The following is a 15,848-nucleotide window of genomic DNA, read 5'->3' as shown; positions in this document are numbered from 1 at the left end:
TTTCCCCGGTTCGCAGGTCCCGCCCTGCGAACCGTTCGCCACAGGAGTAGTGAATGGCAAGCACCGCAACCTCGGTCACCGCACAAGTCCAGGAGGACCGGGGCGGGATCGACCGTTTCATCGTCGCCACGGCACTGCTGGGCTTCGCCCTGCTGGGCGGGCTGATCTGGCTGGAGACGGCACCCTTCATGGCCGTCCTCTTCCTCATCGGCGGCCTGCTGGGGGTGGCGCTCTACCACGGCGCCTTCGGCTTCACCGGCGGCTGGCGCCGGTTTGTGGTGGAGCGGCGCAGTGCCGGGTTGCGCGCGCAGTTGGCCCTGCTGGCCCTGGCCACGGTGCTGTTTGTACCGGTGCTGGCCGGGGCCGAGGCCGGCAGCATGACCGGTGCACTGGCGCCGGTGGGTGTCTCGCTGGTGCTGGGCTCATTTCTGTTCGGGCTCGGCATGCAGTTGGGCGGTGGTTGCGGCTCCGGTACCCTGTTCACGGTCGGTGCCGGCAACATCCGCATGGTGCTAACCCTGGTCTTCTTCATCGTCGGCTCAGTGGTGGGCACCTTCCACCTGCCCTGGTGGCTGGATCAGCCGGGGGCCGATCCGGTGAACCTGAGCATCAGCCTCAGCCCGGTCGGCGCCATCGGCGTGCAACTGGCGGTGATCGCCGCCCTCACGGCGTGGATCAGCCACCTGGAGCGGCGTCACCATGGCGACGTGGAGCGCAAGGTGTTCGTCGGTCCGGGCCCGGACCAGGGGTGGCTGCAGACCTTTTTCACCGGCCAATGGCCGCTGATCTGGGCGGTGGTGGTCCTCGCCCTGGGGAACCTTGCGATCCTATTGCTCTCCGGTCACCCCTGGGGCATCACCTTTGCCTTCGGCCTTTGGGGGGCGAAGGTCCTGCAGGCGGTCGGCGTCGATTTGGCCCAGTTCGAATTCTGGACCTGGGACTACCCCGCCCTGGCACTGCGCGACAGCGTGCTGGTGAATGTGACCTCGGTGACCAACTTCGGGGTGTTCCTGGGCGCCATGCTGGCCGCCGGCCTGGCCAACAAGTACAACAAGGCGAGCGCCGGACGGATACCGCCCCGCTCACTGCTGGCAGCCATTCTCGGCGGTCTGTTGATGGGCTATGGTGCGCGCCTGGGTTTCGGCTGCAACATCGGCGCGCTGTTCAGCGGCATCGCCTCGGCCAGCCTGCATGGCTGGGTGTGGTTCGCCGCCGCCTGGGTCGGCTCCCTGATCGGCATCCGCCTGCGCCCCTTCTTCAACCTGAGCAATCGGTAAGGGGGGCGAAGTGAGCGAACCGAACCGCGGGTACAAACGCTGGCGTGTCCTGGCCGCCCTGCTCCTGGTCACGGGCGCCGTGATGGCCGACCACTTCACCAGCCCCACCTTCAAGACCAACCTGGGTGTCGGTGGCCTGGAGACCACCCTGAATCAGCGCGAGGGCAGCGCGGCCTGTGCCCCCTGCGGGGCCCCCTGCCCTTCGACCCGGCAGGGCGACTGATCACCGGGTGGCCCGGGACGACCGAGGCGCAAGTCGGTTAACGCAGGCCCAGCCGGACCTCGCCCACCTGCCACGGTACGGCGGGCTCATCACCGCCCGGCCCAAAGCCAAGCAGCGCCCGCACCTCCTGACTGTCCCGGGCGGTACAGATCCGCTGGGCCTGCTCATAGGCCCTGCGGCTGTCTGTGGCGGCCACCACCTCGGAGAGCCGGGGCACCAGCCGGGGGCTGACGCTGAAGCGCCGGAAACCCAGTCCGATGAGGACCGGCAACACCCCGGGCAACTGCTGCAGCAAGCCACAGAGCTGGACCCGGGTGACGTTCACGTCCCGGGTCGCCACCTGCAGCAGGCGATAGAGCGAGGGGGCGTAGGGGTCCAGGTGGCCGGCCACCTGGGGGATATCGCGGTCGGCCCCGAAGAAGCACTGCATCAGGTCGTTGGTACCGATACTGACGAAGTCAGCCACGGCGTCCAGCTGCTGCAGTGACAACGCCGCCGCCGGTGTCTCCACCATGGGCCCCAGGGGGATGACCGGCGGCAACCAGCGGCGCAGGCGGTTGCGCCAATGGCGGAACTCCTCCGGACTGTTGACAAAGGGGATCACCACCCGAAGCTCGTAGTGACGGGCCAGCGTGGCCAACGCCGCCGCCTGGGCCTCCACCACGCTCTTGACCGGTGGTATATCATAGAGTCGTGATCCTTGCAGGCCGAGCAGGCCGGTCAGACCGGCCAGCTCACCCAACCAGGCGGGCTTCTTGTCCACCGAGATATCCAGCAGCCGTACGGTGACCGGCAACGGCTCCGCCGCCCGGCAGATCGCCCCGAACGCCTTCTCGTAGTAGGCCTGATCGGGCATCCGCGCCAAGGCCGGCGTGAGGTACTCGCTGTGCACCAGACCGATGGCATCGGCCTCGACATCGCGGGCGGTCCGGGCCCCCAACTCGCCCGTCACCGTGGCGCGCAGATGCACCGGCACACCGTCGCGAGTCCGAACACGCCCACTCTGGCGGGCTACCCTCTGAACCTGGCTCCGTTCCGGACGACCGGCGGCGGGGCTCAGCACGCCGCTGGTCCCGTCCAAATGGAAGTGCTCGCCGGGGTGCAGGGCGTCGCCCTGCCGGGCATGGAGCAGCACCGTGGGCACACCAAGCTGCTGCAATTGGATCAAGGGGTGAGCCAGCGGAGCACCGCCCAACACCACCAGACCGGCCGGGATGCGCTCCAGGGAGAAGGTCTCGGCGTAGGGCAGCACAAGGATATGGCTGTCCGAAGCATCGGCAGGTTCGTAGGTGATCCGGCCGGCCGCCTCGCCCGGCACAAAAGGCATACCCTGAATGACCATAAGTTCAGTGTAAGGCGGACTGACCGGCAAGTCACCCGTACGGAATAGCGCACAAGGCGCCTTTTAGCGCTCATCAGGTGAGTCAATGCCCCATTATCAACTCGCGATTCTGCTCGGCATGACGGTCGCCCTGGGGCCGTTGGCCCTGGATGCCTATTTGCCCGCTTTCCCGGCCATCGCCGGCGACCTGGGCGTCAGCAAGGCGGATGTGGGCCTGACGCTGAGCGCCTATGTCTTTGCCCTCGGTCTGGCACAACTGATCGGCGGCCCGTTGTCCGACCGCTACGGCCGTCAGCGGGTGCTGCTGCTGGGGCTGGCGGTCTTCGCCGCCGCGGCCTTTATGGTGGCGCAGGCGGACAGCCTGAACGAGATGCTGGCGTGGCGGGTGGTCCAGGGAGTGGGCGGCGCCTTCTGCGCGGTGTCCGTCCCGGCCATTGTCCGCGACCAGTGCCGGGGCAACGAGGCCGCCCGCCTGTTCGGGTTGATCGGCCTGGTGATGTTCATCGCCCCGGCCTCGGCCCCTGCCCTGGGCAGCGCCCTGCTGGCGGTCAGTAACTGGCCCGCCATCTATTACGCGCTTGGCGGCTACGCGCTGTTGCTCGGGGTGTTGCTGCATTACCGGTTGTTCCGGCGCATCCCGGTACGCGTCCCCGCGCGCACGCCGGTCCAATCGCTGGTCACCAACTACCTGCTGGTACTGCGGCACCGGGTGGCCATGCGCTTCATTGCCCTGCAGACCCTGGCCTTCAGTGCCATGTTGGTGTTCATTACCCACGCCTCGTTCATCTACCAGGGGTGGTTCGGGTTCTCCAGCAGCGCCTTCGCGGCGTTGTTCGCTGCCAATGTGGCGGCCATGGCCGTGCTGAACCTGGTCAACCGCCGCCTGCTCCTGCGCTTTCCCTCGGTGCACATCCTGCGCACCGCGGTCGCGACGCAGCACCTCGCCATCGCCCTGCTTATCCTGCTGGTGCTGCTGGATGCGCCCTCCTGGGCCGTGGTGGCCTGTCTGATGGCGGTCACCGGTTGCATGGGCGCCATCGTCCCCAACAGCCTGGCGGGGGCCCTGGACTACTTCCCCAACCTGGGTGGCACCGCCGCCGCCTTGCTGGGCGCCACCCAATTCACGGTGGCGGGTGCCGTCAGCGCCCTCTCCACCCGCCTGGCCGGTGAGGCTCTCCTGCCCATTGTGCTGATCATGGCGGTCTGCTCACTGGGCGCGGTGCTGCTGGCCAATGGCGCACCCAGGGCGGTACAGAGACAGGCGGCCATGCAGGCGACGCCGCAGGGCCTGGACGCCCCGACACCCCCAAGCACCCCGCGCTAACCGGCCCCCAGGATTCGCCGCCCGCCCGGCAGGGTTGCCGGCCGGTGCCGGGAGGGCGACAATAACTGTATATTTATACAGCTCCAGACCCCGCATGCCCATCGACTACGCCGAACTCCACTGCCTGTCCTGCTTCAGCTTCCTGCGCGGTGCCTCTCAGCCGGCGGAACTGGTGCAGCGGGCCGCCGAGTTGGGCTACCGCGCCCTGGCCCTCACCGACGCGTGCTCGGTGGCCGGGGCGGTGCGCGCCCACCAGGCGGCCAAAGAGACGGACCTGCACCTGATCCACGGCAGCGAGATCCGCATTCACCAGGGCCCGCTGCTGGTCTTGCTCGCCCCCTGCCGCCGGGCCTGGGCGGAACTCTGCGCGCTTATCAGCCTGGGCCGCAGTCAGGCCCGCAAGGGGGACTACCGTCTGGAACGGGAGCAGTTGGAGGGCACCCTGCCCCACTGCCTGGCCCTGTGGGTGCCTGACGATGCACCGCACGACGCCGAACAGGGCCGATGGTTCGCCCGCCATTTCGGCGATCGGGGCCACGTGGCAGTGGCCCTGCACCACGGCCCCGACGACGAGGCCCGCCTGCAGCGGCTACTGGCCCTGGCGGATCGCTTCCGGCTCCCGGCGGTGGCCGCCGGCGGCGTGCTGATGCACCGGCGCGGCCGACGCGCCCTGCAGGACACCCTCTCCGCCCTGCGCCACCGCCGCACCCTGGCGGCGATGGGCACGGCGCTGGAGTGCAGCGGCGAGCGCCATCTGCGGTCGCTGCACAGCCTGGCCCGGCTCTACCCCCCAGCGCTGCTGCGCCGCAGCGTGCACCTGGCGGACCAGTGCCGCTTCAGCCTGGATAAACTGCGCTACGAATACCCGGCCGAGCTGGTGCCCGCCGGCGAGACCCCCGCCAGCTATCTGCGCCGGCTCACCCTGGAGGGCGCCCGCCGCCACTGGCCCCAAGGCATGCCCGACAAGGTCGCCCACCAGGTGGACCACGAACTGGCCCTGATTGCCGAGATGGGTTACGAACCCTTCTTTCTCACCGTGCACGATGTGGTCGCCTTCGCCCGGCGCCGGGGCATCCTCTGCCAGGGCCGGGGCTCCTCGGCCAACTCGGCGGTCTGTTTCTGCCTGGGGATCACCGCGGTGGACCCGGCCCGCCAGTCGCTGCTCTTCGAGCGCTTCATCTCCAAGGAGCGGGGTGAGCCGCCGGACATCGACGTGGACTTCGAGCACGAACGGCGTGAGGAGGTCATCCAGTACATCTACCGCAAGTACGGCCGCCACCGCGCCGCCCTGGCCGCCACGGTAATCCGCTACCGCCCGCGCAGCGCCCTGCGCGACGCCGGCCGCGCCCTGGGGCTGGACGCCGCGACCATCGACCGGCTGGCCGGAAGCATCCAGTGGTGGGACGGCAAGCGGGTGGACCCGGAGCGGCTGCGCGAGGCCGGCCTGAACCCGGACGACCCGCGCCTGGCCCGCACCGTGGCCATCGCCGGGCAACTGCTGGGTCTGCCCCGCCACCTCTCCCAGCACGTGGGGGGGTTCGTGATCTCGGAGGGCCCCATCAGCGAGCTGGTACCCACCGAGAACGCCGCCATGGCCGGGCGCACCATCATCCAGTGGGACAAGGACGACCTGGAGGCCCTGGGCCTGCTCAAGGTGGACGTGCTGGCCCTGGGCATGCTCAGTTGCATCCGCCGCGCCTTCGACCTGCTGGCCGGGTTCCGCGGTCGCCGGCTTACCCTGGCCGACGTGCCGGCGGAGGACCCGGCGGTCTACCGCATGATCAGCGACGCCGACACCATGGGCGTGTTCCAGATCGAGTCCCGCGCCCAGATGGCCATGCTGCCCCGGCTGCGGCCGCAGACCTTCTACGACCTGGTGATCGAGGTGGCCATCGTCCGTCCCGGCCCCATCCAGGGGGACATGGTCCACCCCTATCTGCGCCGCCGGGAGGGCCTGGAGCCGGTGGATTACCCCAGCGAAGCCGTGCGCGGGGTGCTGGCGCGCACCCTGGGCGTGCCCATCTTCCAGGAACAGGTAATGCAGTTGGCGGTGGTGGCGGCGGGCTTCACCCCCGGCGAGGCGGACGCCCTGCGCCGGGCCATGGCCGCCTGGAAGCGCAAGGGCGGGCTGGGCCCCTTCCGGGACAAGCTGCTCAAGGGCATGCGCCGCAATGGTTACTGCGAGGACTACGCCGAGCGGCTCTTCCGGCAGATCCAGGGCTTCGGCGAGTACGGCTTCCCGGAGTCCCACGCCGCCAGCTTCGCCCTGCTGGTCTACGTCTCCGCCTGGCTCAAGTGCCATGAGCCGGCCCTCTTCACCTGCGCGCTGCTCAACAGCCAGCCCATGGGCTTCTACGCCCCGGCCCAGTTACTGCGGGACGCCGAACGCCACGGGGTGGAGATCCGCCCGGTGGACGTGCGCCACAGCGACTGGGACTGCAGCCCGGAGCACCGCGGCGACGGCGAACCGGCCCTGCGCCTGGGCCTGCGCCTGGTGCGGGGCCTCAACCGCCGGGCGGCGGACCGGCTGATCGCCGCCCGCGGCCGGCGCCCCTTCCGCGACGTGCAGGAGATGGCCCGCCGCGCCGCCCTGCACCGCCGGGATCTGGAGACCCTGGCCCACGCCGGCGCCCTGCGCGGCCTGGCCGGTCACCGCCGCGCGGCCTGGTGGCAGGTGCTGGGCGCCGAAGCCGGCCTGCCGGTGTTTGAGGATCTGCACATCGAGGAGGCGGCGCCGGCGCTGGACGCCCCCGCCGAGGGCGAGGACCTGGTGGCCGACTACACCAGCCTGGGCTTCACCCTGGGCCGCCACCCCCTGGCCCTGCTCCGCCCGCAGTTGCGACGCCGCCGGCTGCTGACCGCTGCCGATCTGGCCAGCACCGGCCACGGCCGCCTGGTCCGCACCGCCGGGTTGGTCATCAACCGCCAACGCCCCGGCTCTGCCGGCGGCGTCACCTTCCTGACACTGGAGGACGAGACCGGGCAGATCAACCTGGTGGTCTGGAAGGCCACCGCCGAGGCCCAGCGCCGCACCCTGCTGGCGGCCCGGCTGCTGATGGTCAGCGGCATCTGGGAGCGCAAGGGGGCGGTCACCCACCTGGTGGCCGGACGGCTGGAGGACTGGAGCGACTGGCTCGGGGCGTTGGACGTCCGTTCGCGGGATTTCCACTGACGCCCTGGGCTGCGACGACGGCAACGACGCCCCGTCACCCCGCCGCTGCAAGCGCGGACCCACCCCCACCGTCACTGCGAGGAGCGAAGCGACGCGGCAGTCTACCCCTCTGGATCGCCACGGGCCTCCGGCCCTCGCGATGACGGGGAGGGGCCACCCCGTCACTGCGAGGAGGCGAAGCCGACGCGGCAGTCTACCGCCCTGGATCGCCACGGGCCTTCGGCCCTCGCGATGACGGGGAGGGGGCACCCCGTCACTGCGAGGAGGCGAAGCCGACGCGGCAGTCTACCCCTCTGGATCGCCACGGGCCTCCGGCCCTCGCGATGACGGGGAGAGGGGCCACCCCGTCACTGCGAGGAGGCGAAGCCGACGCGGCAGTCTACCCCTCTGGATCGCCACGGGCCTCCGGCCCTCGCAGTGACGGGGAGGGGCCACCCCGTCACTGCGAGGAGCGAAGCGACGCGGCAGTCTACCGCCCTGGATCGCCACGGGCCTCCGGCCCTCGCGATGACGGGGAGAGGGGCCACCCCGTCACTGCGAGGAGCGAAGCGACGCGGCAGTCTACCCCTCTGGATCGCCACGGGCCTCCGGCCCTCGCGATGACGGGGAGGGGGCCTTTGGCCCTCGCGATGACGGGGGAAAGCCTTCGACCCTCGCAATGGCGGGGGCGGACCCTCGCAATGGCGGGGGCGGTGGTCAGGCGTTGCCCACGTTGTGGTCGTGCGGCGAGTGGTAGTAATCGCTCCCGCGGGCTGACTCGCGCACCTCGTCAAGCAGGTGGCGCAGTCGCTCCTCCGCCGAACTCATATCGGCACAATCGGCGCAGGTCGGATCGCCGCACGGCTGGCGGGCGTACAGCCAATAGTGGATCGCCCCGGCCAGCATCCCCGAGGCCGCTTCCCAGGCATCGGCATCCTCATGCTGTTCCATCAGCCGGTTGCCCATATCCACCACGTTGGCGGCGGCAATATCGTAGAGACTGCTATCGGGTGGGAGCTGATCGGACATACGTACTCGGACCGTGAATGGCTTGCGAACAGGCGGGCCGCGCATTCTAGCAGGCCTGGCGCGGGGACACACCTCCGCCCCCCGAGCGCGGCCTACTCCCCGCCGCCCCGCTTCACCCGGGCCAGCTGCCGGCGGCTGCGCTTGTCCGGGCGATGGTCCGGGCGGGGCACGAAGGCCGCGTTCATGCGCTGCTGCTCCCGCACCTTCTCCCGCGCGGCCACACTCTCCGGCGTCTCCTCGTAGAGCTGCTGCGCTACCTTTGCCGGACCGCGCTGGTTGGCGACATCGCGGACCACCACCTCGAAGGTGATCGCGCCCTTGCGCACCCGCACCCGGTTACCGGCACCGACCTCCCGTGCCGGCTTGGCGTTCACGCCATCCACCTCGACCTTGCCGCCCTTGATCGCCTCGACGGCCAGACGGCGCGTCTTGAAAAAACGCGCCGCCCACAGCCAGCGGTCGAGCCGGACCTTTGCTGTCGGTTGGTCGTCCCGGTGACCCATGACAGGCGTCTCCGGCGGCGCCGCTCAGGCCTGCACCAGGCTGTTGCGGGCCACGACAATGCCGTCCTCGTCGGCGTACAGCCAGTCGCCGGCCTGAATCGTGATCCCGGCGAAGGTGACGGTGACATCGCGCTCGCCGATGCCCTTTTTGACACTCTTCAGCGGGTGCACGTTGAGCGCCTTCACACCCAGATCGATCGTGGCCAGCTCCGCGCTGTCGCGCACGCACCCATAGACCACTACCCCGGCCCAGCCGTTCTTCTGCCCCAGGGCCGCCAGGTTGTCGCCCAACAGGGCACACCGCATGGAGCCTCCGCCGTCGACCACCAGCACCCGCCCCTCGCCGGGCTCGCTCAACGCCTCCCGCACCGCCGAGTTATCCTCGAACAGTTTCACGGTGGTCACCGGACCGTGGAAGCGCACCCGTCCGCCAAAATCCCGAAACATCGGGTTCATCACCCGCAGCTCGTCGGCGAAATCATCGCAGAGGTCGGTCGTCGGAACACTCATTCGGGTCTCCTCGCTGTTGTTATCATCCAATCTGCCTATTATGCACCGTAAGGAAACCCGGAACGAAACCCGGCCCGACCCCCGGGTCGCAGCCGACCGGGTCCCGACAGCCCGCGGAGCCGTCATGCGCACATTGCCCGCCCTCATTCTGGCCGCCCTGTTCACCGTGGCGTATATAGCCCTGCTCTACGCACTGGTGACCTGGTTATGGCCACTGTTCCCTCCATGGCTTAAACTGATCGGCTTCATACTGCTTGCCGTATTCGCCATCGGCTCACCCCTACTCGTGCTCGCGCGGCTCGCCCGCCGCCACCCGGAGACCGGTGCCCGGCTGGTACGGCTGCTCGGTGGCAAGGCACCGCCGGGCGTTGACCCGACTGCAAACGCCCCGGGCCGCCCGCCCCGGGACCAGGACAGCCACAAGCCATGACGACAGATCAGAGCAAGCTCGAGGCCATCAACCAGGCCCTCAGGGCCCAGCGGCAGCTCGTCCGGCAACTGGACGACCAACAGGCGAGTCTGGAACGCCAGCTCCAAGGGCTGACCGGGGACAGCGCAGGGTGGGCTGCCGACACCGACCCGGCGCTCGGCCACGTGCTCGAGGCCTTCCACGCCCTGCTGGGCAGTCTCACCGAGAGCCTGAGCCAGGGCGACGCCGCACAACTGCTGGCGCGTTGTGCGGCGGAGCTGCTGCCCGATACCACGGGGGCCATTTTTGTCGACCAGGCCGGCGTAGAACCCGCGAACCGGGCGATCGCCGCCTGGCGCGGTGCCGAACTGCTCACCGACCCCAATGCGCTTCATTACGAGTGCACCGAGGACCAGGCAGCACACCGACTCAACATCGAGGCCCAAGGCCTCTACCTTGGGGTCGTGGAGCTCCGCCCCCTGAGCCCTGGCCGGGCGCTGCGTGCACGCGAACAACAGACCCTGCAGATGCTGGCCTCGGCCGCCGGGCTGGCCCTGGCCACCCACACCCTCCGCTACCGCCTGCGCCATCGCAACGTCCGTGACCCGCTCACCGGACTGTTCAACCGCCGTTACGCGGAGGACACCCTGGAGCGCGAACTGCATCGGGCCCAACGCCACCAGCTTCCGCTATCGGTGGTGCTGATTGACCTGGATCGCTTCGAGGCCTACAACCAGCGGCATGGCCAGAACGCCGGTGACCGCATGCTCCAGGCCATGAGTGACCTGCTGCAGCATTCCTTCCGCGGCTCGGACATCTGTGCCCGGGCCGCCGGCCAGCGCTTCCTTCTGGTGCTGCCCGAGGCCGCCATCCGTGATGCGATCGAACGGGCCAACGATCTGCGGCGGGAACTGGCCAAGGTCCGAGTGCACCTGCGCGGCCTGCACCTGCCGGCGATGACCGTGTCCATGGGCGTGGCCGGCTACCCGGAGCACGCCGATAGCAGCGACGATCTGATGGCCGCGGCCGACGCGGCGCTGCAGTTGGCCAAGCACTCCGGGGGCAACACCTGCGCCCTGGCCGAGAAAGTGCCCCTGTCGCCCCACAATGAGTGATGCCGTCCGCCGGGGGGCAACCCTAATCATCATCGCCGAGTTACTGCTGGCGACCATGGCGGCGACCATCAAGGCGGCGTCGGCGGAACTGCCCAGCGAGATGCTCGTCTTCTTCCGCAACCTGTTCGGGTTGCTGCTGTTGCTGCCGCTGCTGGTCCGGGGCGGGCGCCGGGGGCTGGCCACCCGCGTGCCGCACCTGCATCTGCTGCGCGGCCTGGCCGGCGTGGGCGCCATGTACTGCTTTTTCTGGACCATCGCCCATATGCCGCTGGCGGAGGCGCTGCTGGTAAAGCTCTCCGCCCCCTTCTTTCTACCCCTGATCGCCTGGCTGTGGTTGCGCGAGACGCTGTCCGGCCGTACCGTCCTAGCCATCGCCGTCGGCTTTCTTGGGGTCTATTTCATCCTGCAACCCAACGGGGCCATGCAGGGCGCCGCCCTGCAGGTGGGGGCAGTGGGCCTGGCCGGTGCCGCGCTGGCGGCGCTGGCCAAGGTCACCATCCGGCGCATGGGCCCGGAGGAATCCAGCCGCCGGGTGGTCTTCTGGTTCGGCGTGACCGCCACCACGGTCTCCGCCCTGCCCCTGCCCTGGGTCTGGCAGACACCAACGGGTCAGACGCTGGTGCTGTTGGTGGTCCTTGGCGCCTGTGCCACATCGGCCCAGCTCCTGCTCACCCGGGCTTTCGCCATCGCCCCGTCGGGGCGCCTGGGCCCCTTCACCTACATCTCGGTGGTCTTCGGTTCGCTCTACGGCTGGTGGATCTGGGGCGAGCTGCTGGGCCCCATGACCCTTCTGGGCATGGCCCTGGTCATCGGTGCCGGCCTGCTCAACCTGACCCTGCGCCGACCGGCGGCGCCGCCGGCCCGGCGGCCCGCGGAGGAACACCCATGACCGACGTCCTCACTGCCACCTATGAGCTTTACCTGGCCGAGGGTGAATCCCCCGAGGGCAAGGCCCGCGGCATCGCCCTGGAGCAGACCGTGGAGATGCCGGCCGACTGCCTGCCCGGCGACATCGCCGAGCGCATGGTGGGACGAATCCGCACGCTCGAGCCGCGGGCGGACCACTGGGTCCTCGAGATCGACTACCCGCTGGCCGCCATCGGTGGTGAGCTGACCCAGTGCCTCAACCTGCTCTTCGGCAATATCTCGCTGCAGTCCGGCATCCGGCTGGTTCAGGTGGCCTGGCCACCCAGCCTGCTGCGCCGCTGGGGCGGCCCCGGGCTGGGGGTGTCCGGGCTGCGGGCGCGGCTGGACGTGGGGGCGCGGCCATTGCTTTGCGCCGCGCTCAAGCCCATGGGGCTGTCGGCACCGGCGCTGGCCGCACGGTGTGCCGCCTTCGCCCGCGGCGGCGTTGATCTGATCAAGGACGACCACGGCCTGGCCGATCAGCCGGACGCCCCCTTCGCCGAGCGCCTGAACGCCTGCCAGGATGCGGTGCGACAGGCCAACCGCAGGAGCGGCGGCCGCAGCCTGTACCTGCCCAATGTCACCGCAGCGCCCCAGGCCCTCGGGGAACGGCTGGCGGCCGCGCGGGACGCCGGCTGTGAGATGGTCCTGATCAGCCCCTGGCTCACCGGCCTCGAGACCCTGCGCTGGGCGCGGGACGAATACGGCCTGGCCCTGATGGCGCATCCGGCGATGACCGGCGGGCTGTTTCTGCCGCGCCACGGCATCAGCCCGGCCCTGCTGCTGGGCGAGTTATTCCGCATTGCCGGCGCCGATGCCGTGATCTATCCCAACGTTGGCGGCCGCTTTCGCTTTTCCGCCGACACCTGCCAGGCCATCAACCACGCCCTGCGCCGGCCCCTGGAGGGACTGGCGAGCGCCTGGCCGACACCGGGCGGCGGCGTGGACGTGAAGCGGGCTGGCCACTGGAAGCAGGCCTACGGGCCCGATACCATCCTGTTGATCGGGGGCAGCCTTTACGCCCAGGGCGACATCGAGGCCGCCTCCCGAGCCCTGATGCAAGCGATCCGAGACTGATATGCCCGAGCAATCGAAGGTCATCCACGCCCGCGACTACCGCTGGGAGGGCGTGCCGCTGAAGGCCTACAAGACCGATGGCACCCACTTCCGCGCCATCACCCGGCAGACCCTGCTGGGCGCTGACGAGGACGAGCGCGCACTGGGCCACCAGACCCGGTACTTTGAGATCGCCCCCGGCGGCTACTCCTCCCTGGAGCGGCATCAGCACACTCACACGGTGGTGATCCTGCGCGGGCAGGGGGAGCTGATCCTGGGCGATGCGCTGCACCGGATCGGCCGGCACGACTGTATCTACATCGCGCCACAGACCTTTCACCAGTTCCATGCCAGCGGCGATGAACCCCTCGGCTTTCTCTGTATCGTCGACCGTGAGCGCGACCGGCCACGCCTGCCCGACGACGACGAACTGGCCCGACTGCGCGCCCTGCCCGGGGTCGGCCCCAAGGTCCGGACCTGACTCGTGGAGGCCATCCCGCTATCCACCCTGTTCATCGCCCTGGGTGTGCTGATCGTGCTCTCAGGCTGCTTCTCCGGCTCCGAGACCGGGCTGATGGCGGTGAATCGCTACCGGGTGCGTCACCTGGCAAGGCAGGGCCACCGCGGCGCCCGCCTGGCGGAGCGCCTGCTGGAGCGGCCCGACCGGGTCCTGGGCGTGATCCTGCTGGGCAACAACCTGGTCAACATCGCCGCCTCGTCGCTGGCCACGCTGATCGCCATCCGCCTGATGGGCGAAGCGGGGATCGCCCTCGCCGCGGTATTGCTCACCATTACCATCCTGATCTTCTCCGAGGTGACACCGAAGACGCTGGCGGCGGTGAACCCGGAGCGGGTGGCCTTCCCCGCCGCCTACGCCCTGACGCCGCTGCTGCTGGTGAGCTACCCGGTGGTCTGGATGGTCAACACCGTGGCCAATGGCCTGCTGCGGCTGTTTCGCGTCCGCGTCACCGACACCGGCGACGACAGCCTCAGCCGCGAGGAATTGCGCACGGTGGTCAATGAGGCCGGCAACCTGATCCCCCGACGCCACCAGAAAATGCTGTTGAGCATCCTCGATCTGGAGTACGCCACGGTGGAGGACATCATGGTGCCCCGCAACGAGGTGGTCGGACTCGATCTTGATGCCCCCTGGGCGCAGACGGTGGAGATGTTGATCAACACCCAATACACCCGCCTGCCGGTGTACCGGGGCGCCATCGACAACCTGGTGGGCATGATCCATGTCCGCCAACTGCTGGCCGACCTGCTGCGCAGCGACTTCACCCGCAGTGACCTGGAAAGCCGGGTCGGTGAGGCCTACTTCATCCCCGAGGGCACCGGGCTGCATCAGCAGTTGCTCAACTTCCAGCGCCGGCGCGAGCGCATCGGGTTGGTGGTGGACGAGTACGGCGACATCATGGGCCTGGCCGCGTTGGATGACATCCTGGAGGAGATCGTGGGCGAGTTCACCACCGACCCGGGCTCCGCACTGGCCAACATGCACCAGGAGCCCGACGGCAGTTGGATGGTGGAGGGTCAGACCACCGTGCGCGAGCTCAACCGGGTGCTCAAGTGGGGGCTACCCGCCAATGGCCCCCGTACGCTCAACGGCCTGATCCTGGAGCACCTGGAGTCGATCCCCGAGGCCGGCACCAGCCTGCTGATCCAGGGCTGGCCGGTGACCATCCTGCAAACCCAGGACAACCGGGTGAAAATGGCCCGGGTCCAACCCCACCACAAGCGCCGCCGCCAGCCCCGGCGGCACTGAGGCGCGGCCGTCAGCGCCCGGCCGCACCGCCGCGCCGGCGCCCCTCTTCGATATCGCTGAGCTGCAGATTGAGCGCACCCACCGAGATCTGCAGCTCCCGCAACGACAGCGCCAACGACAGCATCATCAACAGCAGGCTGACGGCGAAGATCCATTGCGCCAGCAGGAGCCAGCCCGCGAACAAGGCCAGCATGCAGAAGGTACAAAAGAGCAGGCTGGCCACCCCCGCCACCTGCATGTTGCGGATCAATATGACCCGCCGGCGCAGGTTATCAATCTGCCCCTTGAGCCGGGTGTCGTGGCTGTCCCGGTAGCGCGCCTGCAGGTCGCGGATCAGCGAGGCGAGGGCTAGGAAGCGGTTGGTATAGGCCAGCAGCAGCAGCGAAATCGCCGGAAAGAGCAGCGCTGGCGTGGACAGTGCGAGTTCCGTGGTTTGCGATTCGGGGCTTAGCATCCTGGGCCGGGTCTCCTCGGAAACGAAGCGGTCATTGTCCCGCGATCACGCGCCGCTGCCAATGAGGCCCCGAAAACGCGCGAGGACCGGCCCCCAGTAGGGGACCGGTCCTCGCACAGCAACCTTTCGCACGCACTCGTGAGTGCGGTGTCGACAGGCGGCAGGGCTTACTGGATACCGCCGCCCTGCATGCCGCCACCCTGCTGCTGCATCTGCATCATCTCCTGCTGGATCTCCTCGAACTCAGCGATCAGGTCGTCGGTCTCGGGGTGATCGGCACGCATCGCGGCGAGCAGGTTGTCCTGGAAGTCCTGCTGCGCCTCCATGAAGGCCTCATCCTCCATGGCATCGCGCTGAGCCTCCTCCAGGGCCATGCGCTCTTCCTGAAATGCCTCGAACAGGCTCTGCTGCTGCTCCGGATCGCCCTCGGCGGCCTGCAGCTGGTCGCGCAGCTCCTCGAGGCGCTCGATGTTGCCACGCGGGTCGTGGCCCATGCTCTCCATGGTGGTGACGGCCATCTCCTCCAGGTCTTCCTGCTCCTGGCGCAGGCCGGCGTTGTCCTCCAGCGTCTGCTGCTGGAGTTCACCCAGCTGCTGGTGGATCTCCTGCAGACGCATCTGCGCCTGCTGCGCCTGCTCCATGCCCTGGCCGCCCTGCTGCTGTGCCATGGCCGTTCCGGCGACCCCGGTCCCCAGGGCCAGGGCACCGCAAACGGCCGCGACCATGCCGGCGCGCGCCATACGAGATTTCATCGTTTCAATGATAGTCATGGACAATTGGA

Annotated in this window: 16 protein-coding genes; 10 read left to right on the top strand and 6 right to left on the bottom strand. The window is 69.2% G+C overall.

Going from position 1 to position 15,848, the window contains the following annotated elements; all coding sequences use genetic code 11:
* Window positions 1-53: 53 nt before the first annotated feature.
* Window positions 54-1,277, top strand: coding sequence for a YeeE/YedE family protein (locus MLG_RS06015; RefSeq protein WP_011628923.1), 1,224 nt, complete (start codon window positions 54-56; stop codon window positions 1,275-1,277).
* Window positions 1,278-1,287: 10 nt separating this feature from the next.
* Window positions 1,288-1,500 carry a hypothetical protein gene (locus MLG_RS06010; RefSeq protein WP_011628922.1) on the top strand — a complete coding sequence of 71 codons (213 nt, stop codon included), beginning with the start codon at window positions 1,288-1,290 and terminating at the stop codon, window positions 1,498-1,500.
* A gap of 37 nt (window positions 1,501-1,537) precedes the next feature.
* On the opposite strand, the gene MLG_RS06005 is transcribed toward MLG_RS06010, so the two are convergent.
* Window positions 1,538-2,827, bottom strand: a complete 1,290-nt coding sequence (locus MLG_RS06005) for a putative PEP-binding protein (protein ID WP_198003251.1) — start codon at window positions 2,825-2,827, stop codon at window positions 1,538-1,540.
* A 100-nt stretch (window positions 2,828-2,927) separates the two neighbouring features.
* Here MLG_RS06005 and MLG_RS06000 point away from each other — a divergent pair, with 100 nt between their 5' ends.
* Together MLG_RS06000 and MLG_RS05995 are read left to right on the top strand one after the other, a co-directional pair.
* On the top strand, window positions 2,928-4,166 hold the full coding sequence (locus MLG_RS06000) for a Bcr/CflA family efflux MFS transporter (protein ID WP_011628920.1): 1,239 nt from the start codon (window positions 2,928-2,930) through the stop codon (window positions 4,164-4,166).
* Window positions 4,167-4,260: 94 nt separating this feature from the next.
* Window positions 4,261-7,338, top strand: coding sequence for an error-prone DNA polymerase (locus MLG_RS05995; protein WP_011628919.1), 3,078 nt, complete (start codon window positions 4,261-4,263; stop codon window positions 7,336-7,338).
* A gap of 696 nt (window positions 7,339-8,034) precedes the next feature.
* On the opposite strand, the gene MLG_RS05990 is transcribed toward MLG_RS05995, so the two are convergent.
* The 3 genes from MLG_RS05990 to rraA form a co-directional block, all read right to left on the bottom strand.
* Entirely contained in the window at window positions 8,035-8,346 is a 312-nt protein-coding gene (locus MLG_RS05990) for a hypothetical protein (RefSeq protein WP_041717938.1), read from the bottom strand.
* Window positions 8,347-8,438: 92 nt separating this feature from the next.
* Window positions 8,439-8,849 carry an RNA-binding S4 domain-containing protein gene (locus tag MLG_RS05985; RefSeq protein ID WP_011628917.1) on the bottom strand — a complete coding sequence of 137 codons (411 nt, stop codon included), beginning with the start codon at window positions 8,847-8,849 and terminating at the stop codon, window positions 8,439-8,441.
* A 24-nt stretch (window positions 8,850-8,873) separates the two neighbouring features.
* Window positions 8,874-9,359, bottom strand: coding sequence for a ribonuclease E activity regulator RraA (gene rraA / locus MLG_RS05980; protein WP_011628916.1), 486 nt, complete (start codon window positions 9,357-9,359; stop codon window positions 8,874-8,876).
* Window positions 9,360-9,483: 124 nt separating this feature from the next.
* Here rraA and MLG_RS05975 point away from each other — a divergent pair, with 124 nt between their 5' ends.
* The 6 genes from MLG_RS05975 to MLG_RS05950 are packed head-to-tail and all read left to right on the top strand — an operon-like array spanning window position 9,484 to window position 14,613.
* Window positions 9,484-9,789, top strand: a complete 306-nt coding sequence (locus MLG_RS05975) for a hypothetical protein (protein ID WP_011628915.1) — start codon at window positions 9,484-9,486, stop codon at window positions 9,787-9,789.
* Entirely contained in the window at window positions 9,786-10,883 is a 1,098-nt protein-coding gene (locus tag MLG_RS14775) for a GGDEF domain-containing protein (RefSeq protein ID WP_011628914.1), read from the top strand. The genes MLG_RS05975 and MLG_RS14775 overlap by 4 nt, the downstream gene beginning before the upstream one ends.
* On the top strand, window positions 10,876-11,772 hold the full coding sequence (locus MLG_RS05965) for a DMT family transporter (RefSeq protein WP_011628913.1): 897 nt from the start codon (window positions 10,876-10,878) through the stop codon (window positions 11,770-11,772). Before MLG_RS14775 ends, MLG_RS05965 begins: the two co-directional genes overlap by 8 nt.
* Window positions 11,769-12,866 carry a RuBisCO large subunit C-terminal-like domain-containing protein gene (locus MLG_RS05960; RefSeq protein WP_011628912.1) on the top strand — a complete coding sequence of 366 codons (1,098 nt, stop codon included), beginning with the start codon at window positions 11,769-11,771 and terminating at the stop codon, window positions 12,864-12,866. Before MLG_RS05965 ends, MLG_RS05960 begins: the two co-directional genes overlap by 4 nt.
* 1 nt (window position 12,867) lies before the next feature.
* Entirely contained in the window at window positions 12,868-13,326 is a 459-nt protein-coding gene (locus tag MLG_RS05955; RefSeq protein WP_011628911.1) for a cupin domain-containing protein, read from the top strand.
* 3 nt (window positions 13,327-13,329) lie between these two features.
* Window positions 13,330-14,613: an HlyC/CorC family transporter gene (locus MLG_RS05950; RefSeq protein WP_011628910.1), complete on the top strand. Its 1,284-nt coding sequence runs from the start codon at window positions 13,330-13,332 to the stop codon at window positions 14,611-14,613.
* Between the two features lie 10 nt (window positions 14,614-14,623).
* Here the strand turns inward: MLG_RS05950 and MLG_RS05945 are convergent, their stop codons facing one another.
* A complete protein-coding gene (locus MLG_RS05945) occupies window positions 14,624-15,067 on the bottom strand; it encodes a DUF2721 domain-containing protein (protein WP_011628909.1) in 444 nt (147 codons plus the stop codon).
* A gap of 167 nt (window positions 15,068-15,234) precedes the next feature.
* Entirely contained in the window at window positions 15,235-15,837 is a 603-nt protein-coding gene (locus tag MLG_RS05940) for a hypothetical protein (protein WP_011628908.1), read from the bottom strand.
* Window positions 15,838-15,848 lie beyond the last annotated feature (11 nt).

It is taken from the genome of Alkalilimnicola ehrlichii MLHE-1 (assembly GCF_000014785.1).
Taxonomy (GTDB): domain Bacteria; phylum Pseudomonadota; class Gammaproteobacteria; order Nitrococcales; family Halorhodospiraceae; genus Alkalilimnicola; species Alkalilimnicola ehrlichii.
This window is presented reverse-complemented; position numbering and strand designations above follow the sequence as displayed.

Excerpts from the sequence above, each read along its gene's own strand:
- MLG_RS05985 (WP_011628917.1), bottom strand. The coding sequence starts at position 8,849 with ATGGGTCACCGGGACGACCAACCGACAGCAAAGGTCCGGCTCGACCGC.
- MLG_RS05975 (WP_011628915.1), top strand. The coding sequence starts at position 9,484 with ATGCGCACATTGCCCGCCCTCATTCTGGCCGCCCTGTTCACCGTGGCG.
- MLG_RS06000 (WP_011628920.1), top strand. The coding sequence starts at position 2,928 with ATGCCCCATTATCAACTCGCGATTCTGCTCGGCATGACGGTCGCCCTG.
- MLG_RS05940 (WP_011628908.1), bottom strand. The coding sequence starts at position 15,837 with ATGACTATCATTGAAACGATGAAATCTCGTATGGCGCGCGCCGGCATG.
- MLG_RS14775 (WP_011628914.1), top strand. The coding sequence starts at position 9,786 with ATGACGACAGATCAGAGCAAGCTCGAGGCCATCAACCAGGCCCTCAGG.
- MLG_RS05990 (WP_041717938.1), bottom strand. The coding sequence starts at position 8,346 with ATGTCCGATCAGCTCCCACCCGATAGCAGTCTCTACGATATTGCCGCC.
- MLG_RS05945 (WP_011628909.1), bottom strand. The coding sequence starts at position 15,067 with ATGCTAAGCCCCGAATCGCAAACCACGGAACTCGCACTGTCCACGCCA.
- MLG_RS06005 (WP_198003251.1), bottom strand. The coding sequence starts at position 2,827 with ATGCCTTTTGTGCCGGGCGAGGCGGCCGGCCGGATCACCTACGAACCT.
- rraA (WP_011628916.1), bottom strand. The coding sequence starts at position 9,359 with ATGAGTGTTCCGACGACCGACCTCTGCGATGATTTCGCCGACGAGCTG.
- MLG_RS05995 (WP_011628919.1), top strand. The coding sequence starts at position 4,261 with ATGCCCATCGACTACGCCGAACTCCACTGCCTGTCCTGCTTCAGCTTC.
- MLG_RS05960 (WP_011628912.1), top strand. The coding sequence starts at position 11,769 with ATGACCGACGTCCTCACTGCCACCTATGAGCTTTACCTGGCCGAGGGT.
- MLG_RS05965 (WP_011628913.1), top strand. The coding sequence starts at position 10,876 with ATGAGTGATGCCGTCCGCCGGGGGGCAACCCTAATCATCATCGCCGAG.
- MLG_RS06015 (WP_011628923.1), top strand. The coding sequence starts at position 54 with ATGGCAAGCACCGCAACCTCGGTCACCGCACAAGTCCAGGAGGACCGG.
- MLG_RS05955 (WP_011628911.1), top strand. The coding sequence starts at position 12,868 with ATGCCCGAGCAATCGAAGGTCATCCACGCCCGCGACTACCGCTGGGAG.